The sequence below is a fragment of the Mycobacterium sp. genome, from assembly GCF_040398885.1.
Lineage (GTDB): Bacteria > Actinomycetota > Actinomycetes > Mycobacteriales > Mycobacteriaceae > Mycobacterium.
The window spans coordinates 1-3,207 of sequence record NZ_JBBATF010000239.1 but is presented as its reverse complement, the minus strand read 5'-3'; the positions used below and the strand labels follow the sequence as shown (position 1 = coordinate 3,207).

The window sequence follows — 3,207 nt, the reverse complement described above, 5'->3', positions numbered from 1 at the left end:
CCAGCGACGACCGGATGGCCAAGAAGATCGTCAACCACACCAACCAGAAGGTGCCGTTCATGCTGCTCGCGGGCGACCGTGATGTTGAAGCAGGGGCCGTCTCCTTCCGGTTCGGTGACCGCGGCCAGATCAACGGGGTGCCGCGCGAGCAGGCGGTGGCGACGATCCGGGCGTGGATCGACGGCCGCCAAAACGCCGTTCCCACAGCGGAATTGGTGCGGGCCGGTGGGTGAGGCTCTGGTGGACCACGGCACCGGCGACCCCGACCGGTTGCAGCGGCTGTGGACTCCGCACCGGATGAGCTACATCGTCGAGTCGCCGGCGCCCCGCGACACCGACGAGCCCCGGCGGCCGTTCACCGAAATCCCCACCCTCTCCGACGAGGACGGGCTGTTGATCGCCCGCGGCGAACTGGTCTACGCGGTGCTCAACCTCTACCCGTACAACCCGGGCCACCTGATGGTGGTGCCCTACCGGCAGGTGTCCGAACTGGAGGACCTCACCGACGCCGAGGCCGCCGAGCTGATGGCGTTCACCCAGAAGGCGATTCGGGTGATCAAGGCCGTCTCCCACCCGGACGCCTTCAACGTCGGCCTGAACCTGGGCCGCTCGGCCGGCGGGTCGCTGGCCGAACATCTGCACATGCACGTCGTGCCGCGGTGGTCCGGTGACGCGAACTTCATCACCGTCGTCGGCCAGACCAAGGTGATCCCGCAGTTGCTGCGCGACACTCGAGCACTGCTGGCCGCGGAATGGGCGGCGAACGGAAGGCGGCCGTGAGCGACTTCTACCTGATGACCCGGGCGGCTTACACCAAGATCAGCGTGCCCGTCGCCAAAGCAGCGCTGCGGATCGGGCTGACCCCCGACATGGTGACGATCATCGGCACCGCCGGTTCGGTGCTGGCGGCACTCACCCTGTATCCCGCCGGCCATCTCTTCGCCGGCTGGCTGGTGATCTGGTTCTTCGTGCTGGCCGACATGCTCGACGGCGCGATGGCCCGCCAGCGCGGCGGCGGCAGCCGGTTCGGTGCGGTGCTGGACGCCACCTGCGACCGGATCAGCGACGGCGCGGTGTTCTGCGGGCTGTTGTGGTGGGCCGCCTTCGGATTGCGCAGCGCGTCGCTGATGGTGGCGATCCTGATCTGCCTGGTGACCTCGCAGGTGATCTCCTACATCAAGGCCCGCGCCGAGGCCAGCGACCTCGACGGCGGCGGCGGCCTGATCGAGCGGCCCGAGCGCCTGGTGATCGCCCTGGGCGGCGCCGGGGTGTCGGACCTGCCGGGATTCCCGATGCCGATGGTGCTGCACGTGGCGATCTGGTTGCTGGCGGTGACCAGCCTGGTGACCGTCGGTCAGCGTCTGCACAGCGTGCGCAGTTCCCCCGGAGCGATGGACAAACTTCCCCTGCCGGGAAGCGGCGAGCAGTGAGCCGCCTGGTCCCCTCGGGGGAAACCCTCACCGACTGGGGGTTCGCCGCAGGATGGGGTCTGGTGCGCGCAATCCCGGAACCGTTGGCGCGCGGCCTATCCGGTGCGGGAGCCCGCTACGCGGCGCGCGGCGGCGGCCCCGCGCAGTTGCGCAGGAACCTGGCGCGGGTGATCGGCACCACGCCCGCCGAGGTGCCCGGATCGCTGATCCGCGCCTCCATGGCCTCCTACGCCCGCTACTGGCGGGAGGCCTTCCGGTTGCCGTCGATGGATCTGCCGGCTCTGGCCGGCCGGCTCGACAAGGTGTTCGTCGGCGCCGAGCATCTGGCCGCCGCGCACGCCGCCGGCCGCGGCGCCGTGATCGCGTTGCCGCACAGCGGCAACTGGGACATGGCCGGGGTGTGGCTGACCCAGAACTACGGCCCCTTCACCACGGTGGCCGAACGGCTCAAACCCGAGTCGCTCTACGACCGCTTCGTCGAGTTCCGGGAGAGCCTCGGGTTCGAGGTGCTGCCGCTGACCGGCGGTGACCGTCCGCCGTCGGAGGTGCTGGCGGAACGGTTGCGGCAGAACAGGTTCGTCTGCCTGCTGGCCGACCGCGACCTGACCAGTTCCGGGGTGCCGGTGCGGTTCTTCGGGGAGCCCACCCGGATGCCCGCGGGCCCGGCGAAACTGGCGATCGAGAACGGCGCCCCGCTGCATCCGGCGCACGTTCACTACGACGGCGAGGACTGCGTCGTCACCATCGAGGACGCCGTCGACACCAGTTCAGGCGACGTGGGCGCGGTGATCCAGGCGCTGGCGGACCGGTTCGCGATCAGCATCTCCGAACATCCGCAGGACTGGCACATGCTGCAGCCGCTGTGGTTGGCCGACCTGAGCGAGAAGCGGCGCGCCCGCCTCGAGGACGGCTGATGCGCATCGGGATGGTGTGCCCGTACTCCTTCGACGTCCACGGCGGGGTGCAGGCGCACGTGCTGGATCTGGCCGAGGTGCTGCGCGGCCGCGGTCACGAGGTGAGCGTGCTGGCACCGTCCTCCCCGGGGGCCAAGCTGCCCGACTACGTCGTCTCGGGCGGTAAGGCCGTGCCGATCCCCTACAACGGATCGGTGGCGCGGCTGCGGTTCGGGCCGGCCACCCACCGGCTGGTCAAGAAGTGGATCGCCGCAGGCGACTTCGACGTGCTGCACCTGCACGAGCCCAACGCGCCGAGTCTGTCGGTGCTGGCGCTGATGATCGCCGAGGGTCCGATCGTCGCGACGTTTCACACCTCGACGACGAAGTCGTTGGCGCTGGGCATCTTTCAGGGCATCCTGCGGCCCTGGAACGAGAAGATCGTCGGCCGCATCGCGGTGTCCGACCTGGCCCGGCGCTGGCAGATGGAGGCCCTGGGCTCCGACGCCGTCGAGATCCCCAACGGGGTGGACGTCGGCGCCTTCGCCAACGCCGAGCCTCTGCCCGGCTACCCGCGGGCCGGCAAGACGGTGCTGTTCCTGGGCCGCTTCGACGAGCCCCGCAAGGGCATGGATGTGCTGCTCGGCGCGCTGCCGGCGCTGGCGGCGCGATTCACCGACGTGGAGGTCCTCGTCGTGGGCCGCGGCGACGAGGACGAACTGCGCGAGAGCGCGGGGGAGTTGGCCGGGCACCTCAGATTCCTCGGGCAGGTCTCCGATGCGGAGAAGGCCTCGGCGTTGCGCAGCGCCGACGTCTACTGCGCCCCCAACACCGGCGGCGAGAGCTTCGGCATCGTGCTGGTGGAGGCGATGGCGGCCGGAACC

General features: G+C 70.2%; 5 protein-coding genes. All 5 read left to right on the top strand.

What is annotated here, in order from left to right; translation table 11 throughout:
* Window positions 1–233, top strand: a 233-nt coding sequence (locus tag ADBZ5U_RS15355) for a His/Gly/Thr/Pro-type tRNA ligase C-terminal domain-containing protein (RefSeq protein ID WP_526811632.1), incomplete at its 5' end; no start/stop codon positions are given.
* Complete coding sequence (locus ADBZ5U_RS15350; RefSeq protein ID WP_526811631.1) at window positions 226–780, top strand: ATP adenylyltransferase; 555 nt, start codon at window positions 226–228, stop codon at window positions 778–780. The genes ADBZ5U_RS15355 and ADBZ5U_RS15350, both read left to right, overlap by 8 nt.
* Window positions 777–1,430, top strand: coding sequence for a phosphatidylinositol phosphate synthase (gene pgsA, locus ADBZ5U_RS15345; RefSeq protein ID WP_526811629.1), 654 nt, complete (start codon window positions 777–779; stop codon window positions 1,428–1,430). Before ADBZ5U_RS15350 ends, pgsA begins: the two co-directional genes overlap by 4 nt.
* Window positions 1,427–2,344 (top strand): phosphatidylinositol mannoside acyltransferase, encoded by a 918-nt coding sequence (locus tag ADBZ5U_RS15340; protein ID WP_526811627.1) that lies wholly within the window; start codon window positions 1,427–1,429, stop codon window positions 2,342–2,344. The genes pgsA and ADBZ5U_RS15340 overlap by 4 nt, the downstream gene beginning before the upstream one ends.
* A partial coding sequence (locus tag ADBZ5U_RS15335) for a glycosyltransferase family 4 protein (RefSeq protein ID WP_526811625.1) occupies window positions 2,344–3,207 on the top strand: 864 nt, incomplete at its 3' end. The genes ADBZ5U_RS15340 and ADBZ5U_RS15335, both read left to right, overlap by 1 nt.